At 66.1% G+C, this 18023-nt stretch carries 22 protein-coding genes; 6 read left to right on the top strand and 16 right to left on the bottom strand.

All coding sequences use genetic code 11. The features are described 5' to 3' along the window. Positions 1 to 36 precede the first annotated feature (36 nt). Positions 37 to 285: a hypothetical protein gene (locus L6Q67_RS11360; RefSeq protein ID WP_296569326.1), complete on the top strand. Its 249-nt coding sequence runs from the start codon at positions 37 to 39 to the stop codon at positions 283 to 285. 35 nt (positions 286 to 320) lie between these two features. Here the strand turns inward: L6Q67_RS11360 and L6Q67_RS11355 are convergent, their stop codons facing one another. Beyond that, entirely contained in the window at positions 321 to 707 is a 387-nt protein-coding gene (locus tag L6Q67_RS11355; RefSeq protein WP_296569324.1) for a hypothetical protein, read from the bottom strand. Between the two features lie 172 nt (positions 708 to 879). Between L6Q67_RS11355 and L6Q67_RS11350 the strand changes: the two genes are divergently transcribed. From L6Q67_RS11350 to L6Q67_RS11335, 4 genes are all read left to right on the top strand, one after another. Then, complete coding sequence (locus L6Q67_RS11350) at positions 880 to 2334, top strand: PLP-dependent aminotransferase family protein (RefSeq protein WP_296569321.1); 1455 nt, start codon at positions 880 to 882, stop codon at positions 2332 to 2334. A gap of 201 nt (positions 2335 to 2535) precedes the next feature. Continuing rightward, complete coding sequence (locus L6Q67_RS11345) at positions 2536 to 3408, top strand: DUF3365 domain-containing protein (RefSeq protein WP_296569318.1); 873 nt, start codon at positions 2536 to 2538, stop codon at positions 3406 to 3408. 13 nt (positions 3409 to 3421) lie between these two features. After that, positions 3422 to 5410, top strand: a complete 1989-nt coding sequence (locus L6Q67_RS11340) for a protein kinase (protein ID WP_296569316.1) — start codon at positions 3422 to 3424, stop codon at positions 5408 to 5410. A 55-nt stretch (positions 5411 to 5465) separates the two neighbouring features. After that, positions 5466 to 5873, top strand: a complete 408-nt coding sequence (locus L6Q67_RS11335) for a PPC domain-containing DNA-binding protein (protein ID WP_296569311.1) — start codon at positions 5466 to 5468, stop codon at positions 5871 to 5873. Positions 5874 to 5894: 21 nt separating this feature from the next. On the opposite strand, the gene L6Q67_RS11330 is transcribed toward L6Q67_RS11335, so the two are convergent. The 5 genes from L6Q67_RS11330 to L6Q67_RS11310 all read right to left on the bottom strand — a co-directional run bounded on the left by L6Q67_RS11330 (position 5895) and on the right by L6Q67_RS11310 (position 8404). Further along, positions 5895 to 6326 carry a four-helix bundle copper-binding protein gene (locus tag L6Q67_RS11330; protein WP_296569308.1) on the bottom strand — a complete coding sequence of 144 codons (432 nt, stop codon included), beginning with the start codon at positions 6324 to 6326 and terminating at the stop codon, positions 5895 to 5897. Positions 6327 to 6346: 20 nt separating this feature from the next. Beyond that, on the bottom strand, positions 6347 to 6976 hold the full coding sequence (locus L6Q67_RS11325) for a BON domain-containing protein (RefSeq protein WP_296569305.1): 630 nt from the start codon (positions 6974 to 6976) through the stop codon (positions 6347 to 6349). Next, a complete protein-coding gene (locus tag L6Q67_RS11320) occupies positions 6973 to 7566 on the bottom strand; it encodes a phosphoheptose isomerase (RefSeq protein ID WP_296569302.1) in 594 nt (197 codons plus the stop codon). Before L6Q67_RS11320 ends, L6Q67_RS11325 begins: the two co-directional genes overlap by 4 nt. Before the next feature lie 72 nt (positions 7567 to 7638). Next, a complete protein-coding gene (locus L6Q67_RS11315) occupies positions 7639 to 8007 on the bottom strand; it encodes an HIRAN domain-containing protein (RefSeq protein WP_296569299.1) in 369 nt (122 codons plus the stop codon). Continuing rightward, positions 7997 to 8404 carry a YraN family protein gene (locus L6Q67_RS11310; RefSeq protein WP_296569560.1) on the bottom strand — a complete coding sequence of 136 codons (408 nt, stop codon included), beginning with the start codon at positions 8402 to 8404 and terminating at the stop codon, positions 7997 to 7999. The genes L6Q67_RS11315 and L6Q67_RS11310 overlap by 11 nt, the downstream gene beginning before the upstream one ends. Before the next feature lie 113 nt (positions 8405 to 8517). On the opposite strand from L6Q67_RS11310, the gene rsmI reads away from it, so the two are divergent. Then, on the top strand, positions 8518 to 9303 hold the full coding sequence (gene rsmI / locus L6Q67_RS11305) for a 16S rRNA (cytidine(1402)-2'-O)-methyltransferase (RefSeq protein WP_296569296.1): 786 nt from the start codon (positions 8518 to 8520) through the stop codon (positions 9301 to 9303). 43 nt (positions 9304 to 9346) lie between these two features. On the opposite strand, the gene L6Q67_RS11300 is transcribed toward rsmI, so the two are convergent. The 10 genes from L6Q67_RS11300 to L6Q67_RS11255 form a co-directional block, all read right to left on the bottom strand. Next, on the bottom strand, positions 9347 to 9805 hold the full coding sequence (locus tag L6Q67_RS11300) for a hypothetical protein (protein WP_296569293.1): 459 nt from the start codon (positions 9803 to 9805) through the stop codon (positions 9347 to 9349). A gap of 61 nt (positions 9806 to 9866) precedes the next feature. Beyond that, on the bottom strand, positions 9867 to 10658 hold the full coding sequence (locus L6Q67_RS11295; RefSeq protein WP_296569289.1) for an enhanced serine sensitivity protein SseB C-terminal domain-containing protein: 792 nt from the start codon (positions 10656 to 10658) through the stop codon (positions 9867 to 9869). A gap of 22 nt (positions 10659 to 10680) precedes the next feature. Continuing rightward, entirely contained in the window at positions 10681 to 11148 is a 468-nt protein-coding gene (locus L6Q67_RS11290) for a PH domain-containing protein (protein ID WP_296569286.1), read from the bottom strand. Positions 11149 to 11235: 87 nt separating this feature from the next. Beyond that, complete coding sequence (locus L6Q67_RS11285) at positions 11236 to 11694, bottom strand: GNAT family N-acetyltransferase (protein ID WP_296569283.1); 459 nt, start codon at positions 11692 to 11694, stop codon at positions 11236 to 11238. 16 nt (positions 11695 to 11710) lie between these two features. After that, entirely contained in the window at positions 11711 to 12064 is a 354-nt protein-coding gene (locus L6Q67_RS11280; protein ID WP_296569279.1) for a hypothetical protein, read from the bottom strand. A gap of 246 nt (positions 12065 to 12310) precedes the next feature. Continuing rightward, positions 12311 to 13432, bottom strand: a complete 1122-nt coding sequence (locus L6Q67_RS11275) for an ABC transporter substrate-binding protein (RefSeq protein WP_296569277.1) — start codon at positions 13430 to 13432, stop codon at positions 12311 to 12313. 139 nt (positions 13433 to 13571) lie between these two features. Then, on the bottom strand, positions 13572 to 14909 hold the full coding sequence (locus L6Q67_RS11270; protein WP_296569274.1) for a sigma-54 dependent transcriptional regulator: 1338 nt from the start codon (positions 14907 to 14909) through the stop codon (positions 13572 to 13574). Continuing rightward, positions 14906 to 16858, bottom strand: coding sequence for an ATP-binding protein (locus tag L6Q67_RS11265; RefSeq protein WP_296569272.1), 1953 nt, complete (start codon positions 16856 to 16858; stop codon positions 14906 to 14908). The genes L6Q67_RS11270 and L6Q67_RS11265 overlap by 4 nt, the downstream gene beginning before the upstream one ends. A 58-nt stretch (positions 16859 to 16916) precedes the next feature. Continuing rightward, entirely contained in the window at positions 16917 to 17645 is a 729-nt protein-coding gene (locus L6Q67_RS11260) for an amino acid ABC transporter ATP-binding protein (protein ID WP_296569269.1), read from the bottom strand. 9 nt (positions 17646 to 17654) lie between these two features. Then, positions 17655 to 18023 (bottom strand): ABC transporter permease subunit (locus L6Q67_RS11255; protein WP_296569266.1); only part of this gene is annotated, 369 nt, incomplete at its 5' end.

Below are 18023 nucleotides of genomic sequence, written 5' to 3'. Positions count from 1 at the left end.
GTGCCCGCATGTCCATGGATCGAAGGGAGCAGCAAAATGACTCTGCAGATGCACGGTGACTTTTCCTATCAGCCCTACGCTGTCCTGCGTCGTGACGACGATGGCAAGTGGGATGGTTGGTACGACCTCTTTGCCAAGAACGGGCGCCTGCTGCGCAGCTTCGTCCGCGTACCGTCCCGGGAAGGCTTCGCCGACCCCGAACTGGCCCGGCAGGCCGCCGAGATCCTGGCCGAGTGGGATATCGAGGCCGGCTACGGCATGAAGTGTTCCGGCGCGGCCCGCTGAGCGCCGGTTTGCCGCGGGCCGCCCGACGGCCCGTTTCAGTTTTCCCGTCTTTCCAGGCTTGAGCGCAGGGCCTCCGCGCCAGCTGCGAGCAGACGGTTCTCCAGGGTGCGCAGCCAGCGCACCCGCGCCAGCAGCAAGGTCAGCAGGCTCTCATCCGGGGCATGCGCGGTAACCAGGCGCAGGCTGGCGCCCCGGGGGGCGGTCAGCGTGATCCAGCCACCTTCCTCCAGCACATGACAGCAGCCCGCTTCGATCCGCTGGCGCGGGTGGAGCATCTGTCCGTCGAGCCAGCGGGGCGGCGCCTCCAGTATCACCAGGCCTTCTTCCACCACCACCAGGCTGCCGGCCGCTGCCGGGTACAGGTGGCGCTGGGCGGGCCCGATGCGCAGTGTTTCGTCCGGCTGTCGGGGTGTCGGGTCCATGGCGGGCTCCGGGAGTGGGAATGGCTGCAGATTACGGATTCACGGCGCGCCCCGTCAGGCACAGCGCCCGCCTTTCTGTATCGGTTCAGCAGGTTCTTTTTCGCCCTGTTATGGTGTGCTTCGTCCCCATCTGTGCCTGTGGCCTGTGCCCGGCTTCGGAGATCATCGCGCCATGGAAACCGAGCGTCCCGACACCCTGCTGTACACCCGGGTGGCTGCCCATTACCGGCGGGCCATCCAGTCCGGCGTGCTGCCGCCCGGGCAGCGCCTGCCCTCCCTGCGCAGCCTGGTGCGTCAGCACGGGGTCAGCCTGTCCACGGTGCTGCAGGCCTGCCGTACCCTGGAGGATGAAGGTCTGCTCGAGGCACGGCCGCGCTCGGGCTACTTCGTGCAGCGCCCGCGGCGGGCCAGCCTGCAGCCAGTCAGTGAGCCCGACCCGCGGGCGGCGGCGGTGGTGCCTGATCCGGCGGCGTTCGCCGGTATCCACGACCGGATTTCCGACTTTGTCACCAAATGCGAGCGCCACCCGGTGCACACCAACCTGGCCCTGGCCTTCGGCGCGCCTGAAGCCTACCCCCAGGAGGCCCTCAAGACGGCGGCCCTGCGCGCCCTGCGCCGGCATCCGGAAGTGCTGGTGAGCCCGGTGCCGCCCCAGGGCGATCCGGGCTTCCGGGCGGTGCTGGCGCGCCGTGCCCTGGCCGCCGGCATGAACCTGACGGCGGACGAGATCCTGGTGACCCATGGCTGCACCGAGGCCATCAACCTGGCCCTGCGTGCGGTGAGCCGCCCCGGCGACGTGATCGCGGTGGAGTCGCCCACCTATTTCGGGCTTCTGCAGGTCATCGAGAGTCTCGGCCTGCGGGCCCTGGAGATCCCCACCAGCCCCAGCCGCGGCCTCTCCGTGGAGGCCCTGGAGCTGGCCTTCCAGACCCACGAGCGGATCGCCGCCGTGGTGGTGGTGCCGAATTTCCAGAACCCCCTGGGCTGCGTGATGCCCGACGACGAGAAGGCGCGCCTGGTCGCCCTGTGCGAGGCGCATCAGGTGCCCCTGGTGGAGGACGACATCTACGGTGCCCTGAGCGACAGCGATCAGCCCCTGGCATGCTGCAAGGCCTGGGACCGCAGCGGCAACGTGATCCACTGCGGCTCCTTCCACAAGACCCTGGCCCCGGGCATGCGGGTGGGCTGGATGACCGGCGGGCGCTGGCAGGACCGTATCCGCATGCTCAAACATGCCCAGAGCCGGCCCAACGATGCGCTGGCCCAGCTCACCATCGGCGAGTTCATGGCCGGCCATGCCTTCGATCGCCACCTGGTGCGCCTGCGCCGTCAGCTCAAGGAACAGCGTGAGCGCACGGCCGAGACGGTGGCCGCCCGCTTTCCGCCCGGCACCCGCCTCAACATGCCAGGGGGCGGCATGCTGCTGTGGGTGGAGATGCCCGCTGGCTGCTCGTCGCGGTGGGTCTTCGAGGCTGCCCTGCGTGAGGGCATCCGGGTGGCACCGGGCCTGCTCTTCTCCAATTCCGAGCGTTTCGACCGCTTTCTGCGCATCAGCTGCGGCTATCCCTTCTCGACACAGATCGAGGCCGCCCTGGCCCGGCTGGGGGCGATCGCGGCCTCCGCCTGAGGGGCCGAAGCCCGCTCCGCCGCATGACAGGGTGTTGGAAGGCGGGGCTGGCCCGGAGCGGCCATCAGCGCGGTTCCCGCGGTAACAAAGGGGGGGGCGGAAAACTCGTCGTGAGTGTGCAAGAGTCCCTTGTTTTCTTGCCGATGTGACAAAATGTTGCTTTGCAACCGGGCCACTTGGCCGTACCTGGGGACTACAGCCATGGGCTTGCGACTCAAATTCAATCTGGTCTTGCTGGCGGTTTTTCTCGCCGGCTTTGGGGTGGCGGGCTACATCTCCCACGATCTGCTGCACCGGCATGCCCGTGAGCAGGTGCTGGGCGAAGCCCGGCTGGTGATGGAAGCGGCGATGGCGGTACGCGGCTACACCGTGGCCCAGGTCCGTCCCCATCTCAACCCCTTGATGGACAAGCAGTTCCTGCCCCAGACGGTGCCGGCCTATGCGGCCACCGAAACCCTCGCCCAGCTGCGCAAGAAGTACCCCAACTACGATTACAAGGAAGCCACCCTCAACCCCACCAACCCCCGCGACCGGGCCGCCGACTGGGAGGCCGACCTGGTGAACAGCTTCCGCAACCGCCCCGAGAGCAAGGAGATCTCCGGCCAGCGCGAAACCCCCACCGGCCCGACCCTCTACATCGCCCACCCCATCCGCATCGAGACGGCGGCCTGTCTGCCCTGTCACAGCACGCCGGACGTGGCGCCGGCGAGCATGATCAAGGTCTATGGCACGGCCAACGGCTTCGGCTGGAAGCTCAACGAGGTGGTGGGCGCCCAGGTGGTGTCGGTGCCCATGTCGGTGCCCCTGGAAAATGCCGATCAGGCCTTCCGTACTTTCATGGGTTCCCTGGCGGCGGTGTTCGCGGCGGTCTTCGTGGTGCTCAACCTGATGCTGACCTGGCTGATCATCCAGCCGGTGTCGCGCATGTCGGCGGCGGCGGACAAGGTCAGCACCGGGGACTTCGACCAGCCGGAATTTCCCGAAGGGGGCAAGGACGAGGTGGCGGTGCTGGCCAGTTCCTTCAACCGCATGCGCCGCAGTCTCGAGAAGGCCATGCAGATGATCGATTCCTGATCCTGCCCGTCCCATGAGCGACACGACCCAGGCTCCCGACGACGGGCAGGACGAGCAGCTCGCGCTGCCGGGAGGCTACGTCCTCAACGAGTACCGCCTGGAGCGCGTGCTCGGCGGCGGCGGTTTCGGCATCACCTACCTGGCCCACGACACCCACCTGGACTGCCGGGTGGCGATCAAGGAATACGTCCCCAAGGATCTCGCCCTGCGGGACGGCGATTGTGCCGTGCGGCCCCGCTCAGCCAAGGCCGTCAAGGGCTTCGAGTGGGGGCTCAAGCGCTTCCTGCTGGAAAGCCGGGCCCTGGCGAGCTTCCATCACCCGGGCATCGTCCGCGTGCTGCGTTACTTCCAGGCCAATGAAACCGCCTATATGGTGATGGAGTACGAGACCGGCGAGCCCCTGCACCACTGGCTGGTCGGCCGTCTGCCCCTCGACCGGGCGACCCTGCTCAACATCGTGCGCCCCCTGCTCGACGGCCTCGAGGCCATCCACCGGGCCGGCTTCCTGCACCGGGACATCAAGCCGGGCAACATCTACATGCGTGCCGACGGCAGCCCGGTGTTGCTGGATTTCGGCTCGGCACGGCGGGTGGAGACCGACGAGGGCCAGGAGCAGGCCCTCACCGCGGTGGTCACGCCCGGTTTTGCGCCTGCCGAGCAGTATCACCGCCACGGCAAGCAGGGGCCATGGACCGACCTGTACGCCTTTGCCGGGGTGATGTACTGGATGGTCACCGGCAAGCTGCCCATTGAGGCCTTCGCCCGCCTGCGCGAGGACGGCATGCCCCCGGCGGCCAGCATCGGCAACGTGGACGTGTTTGGCCTGGGCCTGCTCAACGCCATCGACTGGGCCCTCAACCCCGACGAGAACAAGCGCCCCCGCCAGGTGGCCGATTTTCGGCGGGCCTGTCTGGCGCCCCCCACGGGGGGCGAAGGGGCGGTGGACCCACCCGTCGAGGCGCCGCTGCCCCTCGGGCTGTCGGCGTCCGAGGCCCGCACCTTCATCGGTGCCGTGCTGTTTGCCGATGTGGTGTCGCCGGTGGATGACCTGGCGGCCCAGGCCGAACGACGCACCCGGCTGGTGCGCATGCTCAGCCAGGCCATTGCGCCGGTGCCGCCCACCACCCGCCTGGCGGTGAATACCAAGGAAGGCTGTGCGGTGTGCTACGTGGGCGACCCCGAAGATGCCCTGCGCACGGCGGTGCAACTGGGTGACGCCGCAGCCAGCGAGGGCCTGGGCGTGCATCTGGGCATCAACCTGGGCCCGGTGCGCATCGCCCCCGACCCCAACGGCCGCTCACGCATCCTCGGCGACGGCATCACCACCGCCTTCCGGGTGATGCGCTTTTCCGAGCCCGGCCAGGTGCTGGTGGCGCGGGCCTACTACGAGGTCATCCAGCACCTCAAGCGCAACGCCGGCGAGTGTTTCCGCCACATGGGCCTGCGCCGCGATCCCCTGGCCCGGGACCACGACCTGTATCTCTGGAACGGCGAGCACCTGGCTGCGGCCGGCAGCGAGCCGTCCCTCAGCCGCCCGGCGGCAGGTGCCGACATCACCCCGGCCGCCATCGACAGTGCCGAGCGCATCCTGGCCCAGCACATCGGCCCGATGGCCCGCATCCTGGTTCGTCGCACGGTGCCCAGGGCCGCCAGCCTGCCCGAACTGCTTCAGAGCCTGGCCGATCTGATCCCCGATCCGGCGCCGCGCTCGGCCTTTCTGTCCAGCGCCATGGCCGGCTCCGGCCTGCCGTCCCTGTCAGCGTCACCGCGCAGCAGTGCTGGCCTCGGCACCGGTGCTGCCAGTGGCTCCGGGGTCATTCCCGAGGCGGATCTGGCCCGTATCGAAAAGCTCTTTGCCCGCCACATGGGCCCCATGGCAAAGGTGCTGGTGCGGCGCGAGTCGCGCACCGCCAACAGCCTCGACACCCTGTGCCGGGCCCTGGCCAGCCATCTGGACAAGGATGGGGAGCGCCTGCGTTTCCTGAGCGATGCCGGGTTCTGAGGCGGGCCTGAAGCGGCGGTCCCAAGGAGACTTCGCGGAGAAGGGGAGGAACGGAATGGAAATGCGACCCTTGCGTCTGACCCCCGGGCAGGATCTACGTCGGGCCCTCGAGTGCATCGTCTTTGCAGAGGGCTTCTCGGCGGCCTTTGTGGTGGCAGGGATCGGCAGCCTCGAGAGGGTCCACCTGCGCCGCGCCGGTGCCGAGGAGGTGGATGTGCTCGAGGGCAAGCTCGAACTGCTGACGCTCTCCGGCAGCATCGCGGCCAATGGCGCCCACCTGCATGCCGCCTTGGCGACAGCCTCCGGGGCGGTGGTGGGTGGGCATCTGGCTTACGGGTGTACGGTGCGTACGACGGCCGAGGTGCTGCTGGGCCTGCTGCCCGACTGGAGCTTCATGCGTGAAGCGGATCTGGGTACCGGCTACCCCGAACTGAGCGTGCGCCCGCGCCAGCCGGGCGGCTGACGACGGGGCGCTGGCGGATCCTCAGGCGATCTTGGCCTTGCAGGCCTTGGCGCACTCGGCGCAGCTTTCCATGCACTCCTTGCAGGCCTTGTGCTTGTCGGCGTGCTTCTTGCACTCGGCCTCACAGGCCTTGCACACGTCCACGCACAGGGCGGCCAGCTTGGGGGCGAACTTCGATTCGGCGCCGGCCAGGGTGATCAGGGCGCGGCAGGATGCGAGCATCTCGCGCACGCTGCTGGCACAGGCGGCCATGCTCTTGTCGCCTTCGCCCATGAGCATGATGCAGTGGGTCAGGCATACCTCGCCCTTCTCGATGCAGATGCCGGCGGTGTCGAGTACCGCCTGCCAGGGGTGGGCGCCCTCGTGATGGTGGTGGCTGTGGTCGGTGGCAGCAGAGGCCGCGCCGGCGGCAAGCAGGGCGCCGGTGGCAAAGAGGGCGTCACGACGGTTCATGGTGGAGTCTCCGGATGAACTTACTTGGTGGGTGAGCCGGTGATGTTGTCGAGTCGCCGGGCTTCGTCTTCGGAGATGTACTCGAAAACACGCACCACTTTCTGTACCCCGTTGGTGGTACGGGCCACTTCGGTGGCGGCGTTACCTTCCTTCTCGGTGACCAGACCCATCAGATAAACGGTGCCGGCCTCGGTGGTCACCTTGACCTGCTGGACGCGGAAATCCTTCTGGTCCACGAAGCGCGCCTTGACCTTGGAGCTGATGTAGCTGTCGGTGCTGCGGGCCGAGAAGGTGCTGGTGGGGGCGACGCGCAGCTCATTGACCACCTCACGCACGTTCTCGACCACGGCGGCGATGCGCCCGGCTTCCTCGCGGCTGGCCTCGTTGAAGGCCTCGCCGGTGAGCAGCAGCTTGCGGTTGAAGGACGTGGCGTTGACATGCACCTTGTCGCCGAGGCGATCGTTGATGCGGTTGCCGGTCTTCCACTCGATGCCTTCGTCTTCCACGTAGGCGCCGGAGCTGCGCCGGTCGGTGGCCATGGCCACGGCGGCGCCGGTGCCACCGACGATGACGGGGATGCAGCCCTGGGCTGCAGCCAGGGTGCCGATGGCGAGGGCCGTCCAGGCGAGGGTCTTGCGGATGGATTTCATTCTTCGATTCCGAGAAAGAGACAGTCGATGCCGTCGCACAGGCAGTGCAGGGTGATCAGGTGGACTTCCTGGATGCGGGCGGTGCGATCAGCGGGAACACACAGGTGGATGTCATCGGGGCCGAGGAGTTCCGCCATGACGCCACCGCCTTTGCCGGTCAGGGCCACCACGCGCATCTCGCGCTCGTGGGCGGCGTGGATGGCCTCGATCACGTTGGGCGAATTACCGCTGGTGGAGATGGCCAGCAGCACGTCGCCGGGCTGGCCCAGGGCCCGCACCTGCTTGGAGAAGATCTGGGTGAAGTCGTAGTCGTTGGCGATGGAGGTGAGCGTGGAGCTGTCGGTGGTCAGGGCAATGCCGGCCAGGGGCGGGCGCTCCATCTCGAAACGGTTGAGCAGCTCGGCGGCAAAGTGCTGGGCGTCCGCGGCGGAACCCCCGTTGCCGCAGGCCAGGATCTTGCCGTTGGCCATCAGGCTGTGGGTCATGGCCTCGATGGCGGCGGCAATGGGCTCGGCCATGAATTCCAGGGCGGCCAGCTTGGTCTGGGCACTGTCGGTAAACTGCTGGGCAATGCGGGCAACAAGATCCATCACGAACTCCGGGGAAAGTGCCCCCGATTCTAGCATTCAGCCTGCCGCGCCCGCCGGGTGCGAGAGATCCGCTTACAAACCCACCAGCACGTCCACCCGCAGGCGTTTCCAGGGGTTGGGGTGCTGCACCAGCCGGCCGATGCGCCCGCTCACCGGGGTGCCCCGGTCCATGGCCTGCGCCACCTCCCGGTTCTCGGCGCGGGGCAGGTAGCCGAGCTTCTCGCCGCGCCACTCGACCCGTATCGCGCTGGCGTCATGGGGGTTGTCCGGCTCGCGGATCAGCGCCAGGCGGTCGCCCTCGCGCATCTCGTCCCACAGGATCTTGCCACCGTAATACTGGAAGCCGGCCAGGGGCGAGCTCTGCACCAGCACCCGGACCGTCTGGGCCGGGGCCGGCAGGCTGACCAGCAGGGCAACGGCCAGGATCAGTCTAGCCCGCATCGAAGGCACCCTGCAGCCACTCGATGCGGCTGGCGTCCAGGCCGTCGAGCAGGATGGCGTCGAAACGGCAGGGCGCGCTGGCATAGGCCCGCCCGGGGCCGGCCAGCCAGTAGCGGGCCGCCAGGATCACCCGCCGTTGCTTGCTGGGGGTGATGCTGGCCGCGGCACCGCCAAAGCGGCTGTTGCTGCGCAAACGCACCTCCACGAAAACCACGCTGCGCCGGTCGTGGGCGATGAGATCCACCTCGCCGCCCCGGCAGCGCAGGTTGCGCGCCAGAATGCGCAGGCCGTGGCGCTCCAGGTGCGCGGCAGCCAGCGCTTCGGCAGCTTCGCCCCGGCGCAGGTGTTCGGCTTGCGTCGGCGCCCCCCGGCCCCCACAATCGGGCTCCCCCGCCATCCCCTCCCAGGCCTGCCATGCTTCCCGATCCGTCCGACGCATCTTCCGTGTCTCCGCTCAATAAGACATCGTCATTGTATGTGGTGGCCACGCCTCTGGGAAATCTGCAGGACATGAGCCTGCGCGCCCTGGCCGTGCTGCGCGCCGTGGACGCGGTGGCCTGCGAAGACACCCGCCACAGCGAGCGCCTCCTCGACGCCTTCGGCATCAAGACCCGCCTGGTGGCCCTGCACGAACACAATGAACAAGCCGCCGCCGGGCTGGTGATCCGCATGCTGGAGGAGGGCAAGCAGGTGGCCCTGATCACCGATGCCGGCACCCCGGCCGTATCCGACCCCGGCGCCCGCGCCGTGGCCCGGGTGCAGGATGCCGGCTTCCCGGTGGTCCCCGTACCCGGCGCCAGCGCGGTGATCACCGCCCTGTCCGCCTCCGGGCTGGCCGACGGGCATTTCCACTTCCACGGCTTCCTGCCCACCAAGACCGCCGCCCGCCGCGCCACCCTGGAGAGCCTGCGCAGCGTACCCGGCACCCTGGCCTTCTACGAAGCGCCCCACCGCATCGCCGAAACCCTCGACGATCTGGCCGCCGTCTTCGAGCCGGGCCGCGAACTGGTGGTGGCCCGCGAGCTGACCAAGCTGTTCGAGCAGATCGTGCGCATGCCCATCACCGAAGGCCCCGCCTGGCTCGCCGCCGATGCCAACCGGGCGCGGGGGGAGTTCGTGTTGCTGGTGTCCGCCGCGCCGGTGGCTGAAGGGCTGTCGCCCGAGGCGGAGCGGGTGCTGGGTTTGTTGCTGGCCGAGCTACCGGTGAAGCAGGCGGCCAAGCTGGCGGCGGGGATTACGGGGGCGTCGAAGAATGCGCTGTATGAGAGGGCGCTGGAGATGAGGGGCGAGGGGTGAAGCCCTGACACGGCCATTGGCGAAGGCTGGATCGTGTGCGGGTCTACTTTCGGCGTAAATGAGCGATCTGCGCGAGCCTGAGTTGTTCATAGGCCCGAAATACAGGCCAGAATTTCTCATCAGGGATAAAAGGAAACTGCACGTAATAGTGCTTGCCGTTAGTGCCGTTCAAGTGCAGGGTGTCTTTGCCGAAGATAGGCGTCTCCTCGCACCAAGTGCCGGTGTCATCACGGAGTGTGGCTTTGTAGAGCGACAAAGTCTGATGGCCCAGTGAAAGAACGAAGGTGAAGAACACGCCCTCAACAATCAGGTAATCTCCGCAGCGGGAATGCACCACTCGGTCGTTCCAGTTGGCGCTTCCTACCAGAACCGAATGGTTTGAGAGAGCAGAAAACGCCGTCTGTTTTCCGGCAATCGAAAGGCCCCAGGCTTCGCAGCCCATGCGAATTTCTCCAAGTGGCATCGCCGTGATGGAAAGGCTCTTGCTGTGCAAGAGATTCATAAAAGGTCTCCAACCCAAGATAAGCAGCAAGTGTGGCTAGCAGGGGGTCTGGCATGACTGCTCATGCATGACCAATGCCGAGGAGCGACTTGAGCTTGCTCCCCCAGCGGCGCTCGTAGAACGGCTTGACTTCGTGAACGAAATACTCACTCAAACCGAGGTCTCCGCGTTCAATTTGTATTAGATCAACGGGACCTCCATTCGGAGCGGAGTCACTGGCTACTACGCCTGCCTCACGCATGACATTTTCAATTTCCCCGTCGACTTCAATGCCAACGACCAAGTGAGGCTTGGTGTCTTTGGATGGGTCGTGCATCAATGCGAGGTAGGCAGCCTTTACATTGCTGTGCTTGGAGAGGAGCGTAGTCAATGAGTCAACCATCTTCGATGGATAGTCTGCTGGCTGCCCTAAGAGAACCTTGGTGGCTTTATATGCCACTCGCTGCTTAGGCAGTTGGTTTACTCCCTCTGCTAGCAGTGCCTCAATCTCGTTTGGAAAGAACTCTTTTCCGTAACTGGATTTCGGGTTCAGTACGAGAGGTGACCCCTTTGTTATTTCAAATAGAGATCGAGCCGGTAAGGCCATGTAGGTGACTTCTTGCTCAATGGATCGGTGGAGCGCCGTAAGCGACGTGAAGAACGGGATGACCGGTGATCCGTCGTCTCTGACCCAATTCTGGATTGAAATCGTCTCTCCAGCCTCTAGGGTCTGAGTTCCATGGCTTGTGTTCGAGTGGCCGAGAATGAGAACAGATGATTCAAGCAGGAGCCTGTAGAACTCGGGGCGGTGGCCCGGTTCCTCGGCCGCCCGTCGAAGCGCTGCCTCAAGAGGACACTCTTTTTCGTTGGTCATAAAGGGGGGATGACGTTTGAACTCACTTGCTCGCGGCAGACGGCGTACCTGGCTGGCGAGCATCCGGTTGAGCGAGCGATTGGGCCGTGCTCGCATTCTTGGCGCTCTCTATCGCACGCAGGAAGCCCTGCTGGTCGGCAGGCGAAACGAGGATGGACTGTCCAGTGCCATACTCGATACGCAAACGTACGAGGGAGAGGGCGGGCCCTGAAAGGACGGAGTTGCTTGGCTCAATACGCCTGATGGACGACACGGGAATACGCCAGCGGAAGGGGCCGCTGCGTATAAGCAGCGTTTTGCCTTCGACCATGTAGATCGTGAATGCGAGAGTCCAGATTGGTAGAACGGTACTGATGGCGATGCTGATGGCCAGCAGGAGCGCTACGCCAGAAGCGCGCTGCAGGGTTGCTACTGCTGCAGCGAGTGTGATGATCACCGTGCCGATGAGGACGATTGCCAACCAAGGGTCGATCTTCGAGCGGAACAGCATGGGCAGGTCCCTTGTATGACTCACTGGTGAGTGTTCAAGAGGCTGTTTTGCACAGATCGGAACTTGGCACATCACAGCCCGAAATGCTCACAGTTGATTGATTGGTCGAGTGTAGGCGACGAAAACTTCATCGCGTATCCAGCCCAGTGACTCGTAAAGAGACTGTGCTGCCCTGTTCGTGTGAGCCGTGGTGAGGTCCATGCGTGCCTTGCCCTCGGCCGTTGCCTTTGCCTCCGCTGCAAGCAAAAGAAGGCGACCGACCCCTGCCTTTCGGGCGGATGGCAATACGAAGAGATCGTAGAGCACGTAGATTGGTTTGGCCTCTACGGAGCAAAGGGAAGGATAAAGCTGGCTGAAGCCAAGCAAGCCGGAGGAAGCGGACTCGGCTACGAGAATGACCGAATCCTGGTTGCTCAGCCGATCAACGATGAACTGCTGTGCCAGCGGCAGATTGGATGCCTGTTCATAGAACTGGCGATACAAATCAAACAACTCTGCGACCGCAGAAACGTCGGTGGGGTTTGCTTCCCTGATGGCGATGCTCATCGTATTTCGGTAGAGATTAGGGGGAAAGACGGCAAGGCTTTGACGAGACACGGTCTCCGACGAGCCGTCCGGTGAAGAGCGCGATGGCCACAACGGCGATTGCAGGAAGTCCAATCAACGCCATTCCGTAGGTCAGCAAGACGGTCCAGAGGTACCACACCGCTATTGATGCGAATACGCTGCGTACCAGCACTGTGCTGGTGGGCCGCTCAAAGGAGAGTCCGAACGCGAAGCCAACGAATCCGGACAGTAGGACCGAAAAGCTGGCAAACAGCCACATTTCATGCCTGCCAAACTCTCGCAGTGCCGTCAATAAAAGCGTATGGCCAAACCCAAACCCTACAAAAACCAAAAGAATCTTGCGAAACATCGTCCTTCTTTCATGAGGCTTTTATCCTTCGATGAAGATAGCATGTTCTGCGGGGGCTTCCTTTGTTGTCTGTGTGTTTCTCGTTTTTATATGGTGTGAAACACCTGTTTCGGGTAAGGCGGCAAGCCGGCATGGTGCTGGCTGCAGCAAGACACAGTCAGGTTCGGCGAGAGTTTTGTCATGAATAATTCGGTGATCGGAGGTCCGTGGTCGAGTCAATTCGACCCCACAGAAGCGCACCACCCCTCACCGCACATGATTCCCATCCCTCCCCAGCAACGTCACCTCCACATACCTTGACCCCACCCTGTCACCCGGGCCGAAGCGCACCTTGAACCCTCCCAGGTCCAGATCCAGGTTCTCCAGTGATTGCATCACCGCCGTCGGGGTGGGGGTGCCCTTGGTGCGGCGGATGGCTTCGATCAGGACGCGGGCGCCGACGTATTCCTCGAAGCTGGTGTAGGACGGGGTGTCTTCGGGGGCGAAGCGTTTGAGGGCCTGGTGGTAGTCGCGGGTGATGCGGCTGACGCCGCTGAAGGGGGAGGGCATGACCTGGGTGATGCCGACGCCCCGGGCGGCGTCGCCGCCGGCCAGCTGGTGCAGCTCGCGGCCGTTGACCACCGAGATGCTGAACAGCTGGGTGCCGGGATGGGCGGTCTGGTAGGCCTTGACGAAGGCGGCGGCGGGGCGGACCACGCCGATCATGATCACGGCCTGGGGGACGCCGCGGGCGATGTCTTCGACCGCCCGGGCCACGTCTTCGGTGTTTTTCTCGTAGCTGCCCTTGCTGACGATCTTCATGTTGTGGCGGGCCAGGGCCTTTTCGACGCCGGCAAGGCCGGCCTGGCCGAAGGGGTCGTTCTGGTGGAACACGGCGATGCGGCTGAGGCCGGTGCCGACAAACTGGCGCACCATTGCTTCGGTCTCGTCGCCGTAGCTGGCGCGGATGTGGAAGATCCAGGGGTTGTAGGGGCTGCGCAGGGGTTCGCCGCCGGTGTAGGGGGCGACGAGGGCGATGCTGCCCGATGACAGCACGCCCTGCTTGAGCAGCTCGGCGATGTTGCCGGTGCCGGCGTAGCCGATGAGGGCGGCGGCCTTGTCCTTGCGGATGAGGTCCTGGGTTTGGCGTAGGGTTTCGGCGGTCTGGTAGCCGTCGTCCTTGAGTACGTGCTTGAGGGTGTGGCCATTGACGCCGCCGGCGGCGTTGGCGGCATCGATGGCGATGCGCACGCCCAGGGCCATGGCCTGGCCGGTGGTGGCCAGGCTGCCGGAGAGGGGCGCGCACTGGCCGATGACCACCGTTTCAGCCTGCGCCGTGCCCCATCCCAGCGCGGCGCTTGCCAGCAGGCCGCCAAGCAGCTGCCACATCTCCCGTTTCATTTCTTATGCCCCCATCGCATTTATTGATGGGGGCAGTATGAAGTATGGGAAGGTTAATTTCTGTGATCGGATGTTGCAGTGCAATGTGCGCTATGTCTCATTGCCTATGCCTTTGTGCTTATCCGGCTCAGCTTTCGCCCCCCTGCAGGCCGTACTTGCGGATCTTGTCGTGGAGGGTGGTCTTGGGGATGCGCAGGGCTTCGGCGCTGCGGGCCAGGCTGCCGCCCTGGCGGCGCAGCTCGGCGGCGATGAGGCTGCGCTCGAAGCTCTCGACCGACTCGGCCAGGGAGGCGGGGGGCGTTTCGCCGTCGGCCGTCCCCAGCAGATCCTTGCCCACGCCGAGCACGATGCAGTCGGCCACGTTACGCAGCTCCCGCACGTTGCCGGGCCAGGTGTGGGCCATGAGCTTGCGCATCTGCTCGGGGGGCACGGTGGGCAGGGGGCGGTCGTGGCGGCGGGCGGCCTGCAGCAGGAAGTGCTCCAGCAGCAGGGGGATGTCCTCGCGGCGCTCCCGCAGGGGGGGCAGGTCGATGGTCACCACGTTGAGGCGGTAGTACAGGTCGGCGCGAAAGGTCTGGCGCTCGGCCCGCTCCTTCAGGTCGTCCTTGGTGGCGGCGACCACCCGGCAGTCCACCGGCTGGGGCTGGTTGGAGCCCAGGCGTTCCACCACCCTTTCCTGCAGCACCCGCAGCAGCTTGATCTGCACGCCCATGGGCATGCTCTCCAGCTCGTCCAGAAAGAGGGTGCCCTTATTGGCATATTCGATCTTGCCGATGCGGCGCTTCTGGGCGCCGGTGAAGGCGCCGGCCTCGTGGCCGAAGAGCTCGCTGTCGAGCAGGGTGTCAGGCAGGCCGCCGCAGTTGAGGGCCACCAGGGGGCCGTCCTTGCGCCGGGAGAGCTCGTGCAGGCACTGGGCGATGAGCTCCTTGCCGGTGCCGGTCTCGCCGCGCACCAGCACGTCCACGCTGGTGCCGGCCACGTCGGTGACCAGCTGGCGCACCCGGGCCATCTGGGGGGAGCGGCCGATGAGCTTGGCCTCGGCGCCTTCGCGCTGTTCAAGGCGGCGGCGCAGGTCCAGCACCTCCAGGGTCAGGGCGCGCTTTTCGAGGGCGCGGCGCACCACGTCCACCAGCAGCTCCGGCGAGAAGGGCTTCTGGATGAAGTCGTAGGCGCCGCTGCGCATGGCCTCCACGGCCAGGGTCACGTCGCCGTGGCCGGTGATGATGATGACGGGGAGGTCGGCCTCCATGGCCTGGCAGCGCCGCAGCACCTCCATGCCGTCGGCCTTGGGCAGGCGCATGTCGGTGACCACCACGCCGGGAAAGCCCGGCTGAAGACGCTGGAAGCCCTCCTCGGCGGAGCTGACGCCCTCCACCGGAATGTCGGCCAGCATCATGGCCTGTTCGCAGCCCAGGCGCACGTCGGGGTCGTCCTCGATGATGAGGGCACGGAGTTGGGGGGTCATGGCTGTTCTTCTTTCGTTGCGGCGGGCAGGGTGAGGATGAAGCGGGCGCCGCCTTCCGGGCGGTTCTCGGCGTGCAGGTCGCCGCCAAATTCGCGGACGATGTCCCGGGAGATGGCCAGGCCCAGGCCCAGGCCTTCGCCGGCGGGCTTGGTGGTGAAAAAAGGCTCGAACAGGGCGCCGTCGGCGGGCAGGCCGCAGCCGCTGTCGGCGATGCTCAGGGTCAGCTGGCCGTCGGTGGCCGGGGTGACGTCGATCAGCAGCTCCTTGCGCGGGCTCTCGCTCATGGCGTCGCCGGCGTTGCGGATCAGGTTGATGAGCACCTGCTCCAGGCGGTTCTGGTCGCACAGGGCAATCGCCTGCCCCGGCTCGCAGTGGTTGAGTACCGTGATGCCGGCCTTGCCCAGGCGTTGGTCGAGCAGGAACAGGGCGGCGCCGACCGCGTGGGCCACATCGGTGGGCACCGGGATGGCCGGCGACTTGCGGGCAAAGGTCTTGAGCGGGGTGATGATGCGGCCCATCTGGTCGGCCAGGCGGGCGATGATGCCCAGGTTCTGCTCCACGGTGGCCAGGTTGCCGCGCTTCATGAACTCCACGGCATTGCCCGACAGGGTGCGCATGGCGCCCAGGGGCTGGGCCAGCTCGTGGGTGATGCCGGCGGCGAGCTGGCCCAGCACGGCGAGCTTGGCGGCCTGCACCAGTTCGTCCTGGGCAGCGCGCAGGGTCTGCTCCGCCAACTGGCGTTCGGCCACCTCCTTGCGCAGGCGGACGTTGGTGTCGGTGAGGGCCTTTGTGCGGCGGGCCACCTTGCTCTCCAGCTGGGCGTTGGCCTGCTCCAGCAGCGCCTTGGCCTCCAGTTTCTGGCGGATGATGCGCCGACGCTGGGCCACCACCAGCAACAGCAGCAGCACAAAGCCGGTGGCTACCGCCGCCAGGGCGCCGTGGCCGAAGGCCTGGGCCCGTACCGGGCGCAGGTCGGAGAAGATCAGCAAGCGCCAGCCCACATCCTTGAGCCCGCGGCCATGCACCAGGTAGCTGCCGGCCACGTCCGCATGGCTGCGGGTGCGCGGGCTGGTGGCGGTCGGGGTGCGCAGGTTCATGTGCACGATCTGGCCGTCGTGGCCGGGGTCGGGATCGACGCTGACCGGAAAATCGCCGATGGGGCCGTCGTTGTAGAGGCGGCTCATCTTGATCTCGACCCGGGTGTCGATGGGCAACGGGCTGAGCGCGGTGTAGCGCCATTCGGGCACCGACGACAGGATCACCACATCGTTGCCGTCGGCGATCAGGGCCGGGGCGCCCAGCAGGTCCCAGGCGGACTCTAGCTGGGCCAGGCTGATCTTGATCACCGCCACGCCCACCACCTGCTTGCCCTGGCGGATGGGGTGGGACACGAAGTAGCCCGGCTCACCCCGGGTGATACCGATGGCGAAGTGCCGGCCGACCCGCCCGGCCAGCCCGTCGAGGAAATAGCTGCGGAAGGACAGGTCCTCGCCGACGAAGCTGTTGTCCGGGTCGTTCCAGTTGCTCGCCGCGATGACGATGCCGCGCTCGTCCACCACGAAGATGGCGATGCTGCCGATGTGCCCGTTGAGGCGCTGCAGGAAGCGGTTGGCCGCCAGCACGCTGGCATCGCCCCGGGGTTTGTGCATCACCCCCAGTACTTCTTCACTGAGCTGGATGGTGGCGGGGATGTGGGCGTAGCGGTTGACGATGCCGTCCACCGCCGCGGCGAACAGGTCGAGCCGGTGGCCTGCGTCGGTGCGCAGGGTCTGCATGCCCTGGTATTCGCTGGCCCGGTAGCCGCCAAAGCCGATCAGCCCGATCACCAGCAGGATGGCCGCGACGATGAAGGGGTTGGGCGACAGGGACCGGGACGGCGGCAGCCCCGGGCCGCCGGCGGGGGCCGGGGCGGCGCTGGGGGTTGAAGGGGCTGCGGCGGGCTCGGACATGGTGCTCGGGATGATCACACGGCGGTGGGGCACATCAAAAGGGGTGGGGTCGGACTTTTCAGTGCTGCAGGATCTTGGCCAGGAACTGGCGGGCGCGCTCGGAGCGGGGGGCGCCGAAGAAGGCGTCCTTGCTGTCATCCTCGACGATCTGCCCCCGGTCCATGAAGATCACCCGGTTGGCCACCTTGCGGGCGAAGCCCATTTCGTGGGTCACGCACATCATGGTCATGCCCTCCTGGGCGAGCTCCACCATCACGTCCAGCACCTCGTTGATCATTTCCGGGTCGAGGGCCGAGGTGGGCTCGTCGAAGAGCATGCAGATGGGGTCCATGGCCAGGGCGCGGGCAATGGCGACGCGCTGCTGCTGGCCGCCGGAGAGCTGCCCGGGGAACTTGGCGGCGTGGGCCTTGAGGCCGACCCGGTCGAGGAGCTTGAGGCCCTTGTCGCGGGCTTCGTCCTTGTTGCGGCCGAGCACCTTCTCCTGGGCGATGGTCAGGTTGTCGGTGATGCTCATGTGGGGGAAGAGCTCGAAGTGCTGGAACACCATGCCAACCCGGCTGCGCAGTTTCGACAGATTGGTTTTCGGATCGCCGACGGAAACGCCGTCCACCGTGATGGTGCCGGCCTGGAAGGGCTCCAGCCCGTTGACGCATTTGATGAGGGTGGACTTGCCGCTGCCCGAGGGGCCGCACACCACCACCACCTCGCCCTTGGCCACCCGGGTGCTGCAGTCGGTGAGTACCTGAAAGCTGCCGTAGTGCTTGGAAACCTTGTCGATCGTGATCATCCTGAATCCTTAAACCGTCGCCATGCGCTTCTGCAGCCGGCGCACCACCTGGGAAAGACTGAAACACAGCACGAAATACACCGCGCCGGCAAAGAGCAGCAGCTCCACCAGGCGGCCGTCCCGGTCGCCCACCTTGTAGGCGGCGCCGAAGAAGTCGGCGAGGGCCGAGACATAGACCAGGGAGGTGTCCTGGAAGAGCACGATGGCCTGGGTGAGGAGCAGCGGGACCATGTTGCGGAAGGCCTGGGGCAGCACAACGAGCCGCATGGCCTGGGCGTAGGTCATGCCGAGGGCGGAGGCGGCGGCTACCTGACCCTTGGGCACCGACTGGATGCCGGCGCGGATGATCTCGGAGTAGTAGGCTGACTCGAACAGGGC

It is taken from the genome of Zoogloea sp., from assembly GCF_023150065.1.
Lineage (GTDB): Bacteria > Pseudomonadota > Gammaproteobacteria > Burkholderiales > Rhodocyclaceae > Zoogloea.
Note: the sequence above shows the minus strand (reverse complement) of the source record. Positions and strands in the feature narration are given on the sequence as shown.

Coding starts and splice junctions, on each gene's coding strand:
- L6Q67_RS11360 (WP_296569326.1), top strand. CDS start 37: ATGACTCTGCAGATGCACGGTGACTTTTCCTATCAGCCCTACGCTGTC.
- L6Q67_RS11355 (WP_296569324.1), bottom strand. CDS start 707: ATGGACCCGACACCCCGACAGCCGGACGAAACACTGCGCATCGGGCCC.
- L6Q67_RS11350 (WP_296569321.1), top strand. CDS start 880: ATGGAAACCGAGCGTCCCGACACCCTGCTGTACACCCGGGTGGCTGCC.
- L6Q67_RS11345 (WP_296569318.1), top strand. CDS start 2,536: ATGGGCTTGCGACTCAAATTCAATCTGGTCTTGCTGGCGGTTTTTCTC.
- L6Q67_RS11340 (WP_296569316.1), top strand. CDS start 3,422: ATGAGCGACACGACCCAGGCTCCCGACGACGGGCAGGACGAGCAGCTC.
- L6Q67_RS11335 (WP_296569311.1), top strand. CDS start 5,466: ATGGAAATGCGACCCTTGCGTCTGACCCCCGGGCAGGATCTACGTCGG.
- L6Q67_RS11330 (WP_296569308.1), bottom strand. CDS start 6,326: ATGAACCGTCGTGACGCCCTCTTTGCCACCGGCGCCCTGCTTGCCGCC.
- L6Q67_RS11325 (WP_296569305.1), bottom strand. CDS start 6,976: ATGAAATCCATCCGCAAGACCCTCGCCTGGACGGCCCTCGCCATCGGC.
- L6Q67_RS11320 (WP_296569302.1), bottom strand. CDS start 7,566: ATGGATCTTGTTGCCCGCATTGCCCAGCAGTTTACCGACAGTGCCCAG.
- L6Q67_RS11315 (WP_296569299.1), bottom strand. CDS start 8,007: ATGCGGGCTAGACTGATCCTGGCCGTTGCCCTGCTGGTCAGCCTGCCG.
- L6Q67_RS11310 (WP_296569560.1), bottom strand. CDS start 8,404: ATGGCGGGGGAGCCCGATTGTGGGGGCCGGGGGGCGCCGACGCAAGCC.
- rsmI (WP_296569296.1), top strand. CDS start 8,518: ATGAGCCTGCGCGCCCTGGCCGTGCTGCGCGCCGTGGACGCGGTGGCC.
- L6Q67_RS11300 (WP_296569293.1), bottom strand. CDS start 9,805: ATGAATCTCTTGCACAGCAAGAGCCTTTCCATCACGGCGATGCCACTT.
- L6Q67_RS11295 (WP_296569289.1), bottom strand. CDS start 10,658: ATGACCAACGAAAAAGAGTGTCCTCTTGAGGCAGCGCTTCGACGGGCG.
- L6Q67_RS11290 (WP_296569286.1), bottom strand. CDS start 11,148: ATGCTGTTCCGCTCGAAGATCGACCCTTGGTTGGCAATCGTCCTCATC.
- L6Q67_RS11285 (WP_296569283.1), bottom strand. CDS start 11,694: ATGAGCATCGCCATCAGGGAAGCAAACCCCACCGACGTTTCTGCGGTC.
- L6Q67_RS11280 (WP_296569279.1), bottom strand. CDS start 12,064: ATGTTTCGCAAGATTCTTTTGGTTTTTGTAGGGTTTGGGTTTGGCCAT.
- L6Q67_RS11275 (WP_296569277.1), bottom strand. CDS start 13,432: ATGTGGCAGCTGCTTGGCGGCCTGCTGGCAAGCGCCGCGCTGGGATGG.
- L6Q67_RS11270 (WP_296569274.1), bottom strand. CDS start 14,909: ATGACCCCCCAACTCCGTGCCCTCATCATCGAGGACGACCCCGACGTG.
- L6Q67_RS11265 (WP_296569272.1), bottom strand. CDS start 16,858: ATGTCCGAGCCCGCCGCAGCCCCTTCAACCCCCAGCGCCGCCCCGGCC.
- L6Q67_RS11260 (WP_296569269.1), bottom strand. CDS start 17,645: ATGATCACGATCGACAAGGTTTCCAAGCACTACGGCAGCTTTCAGGTA.